Annotated in this window: 1 rRNA gene; it reads left to right on the forward strand. The window is 62.0% G+C overall.

The window, feature by feature from the left end:
• Window positions 1-589, forward strand: a 23S ribosomal RNA gene (locus BKH28_RS13085); the annotation flags it as partial.

The raw sequence follows: 589 nt of genomic DNA on the forward strand, positions 1-589 counted from the left end.
CCCAGCCGCCATATAAGCCGCGCCTACTCCTTTCGGGGGGTGGTGTGGTTGTGGTGGTGGGGTCTGGGGATCCTCCGTGCAGGTAGGCAAGCGTGTTAACAGGGGTGACGCACAGTGGTAGCCCGGCGGACCTGATGGCTTGGTCCGTTCAAGCGCGCAGCCCGTCCTCCAGGTAAATCCGGGGGGCAGCCCATTTGGTTGGGTGGGGTGAGGCGTGATGGTGACCCCACGTTGGTGGGGGATAACAGGGTGATCCTGGGGTGCCGAGAAAAGCCTCGACGCGATGGTGCCAGCCGCCCGTACCCTAAACCGACACAGGTGGTCGGGCAGAGTATGCCTAGGCGCACGAGTGAATCATGGTTAAGGAACTCGGCAAAATGCCCCCGTAACTTCGGGAGAAGGGGGGCCTGAGCCCTGAAGCCCCGTGCGGGCTAGGGGGGAGGGTCGCAGAGGCCAGGGGGAAGCGACTGTTTACTAAAAACACAGGTCCGTGCGAAGCCGTAAGGCGATGTATACGGACTGACGCCTGCCCGGTGCTGGAAGGTTAAGAGGAACCATCAACCCCCTTTCTTGGGGGTGAAGTGGTGAA

This window comes from Actinomyces oris, assembly GCF_001937665.1.
In the GTDB taxonomy this organism is placed as follows: Bacteria; Actinomycetota; Actinomycetes; order Actinomycetales; family Actinomycetaceae; genus Actinomyces; species Actinomyces stomatis.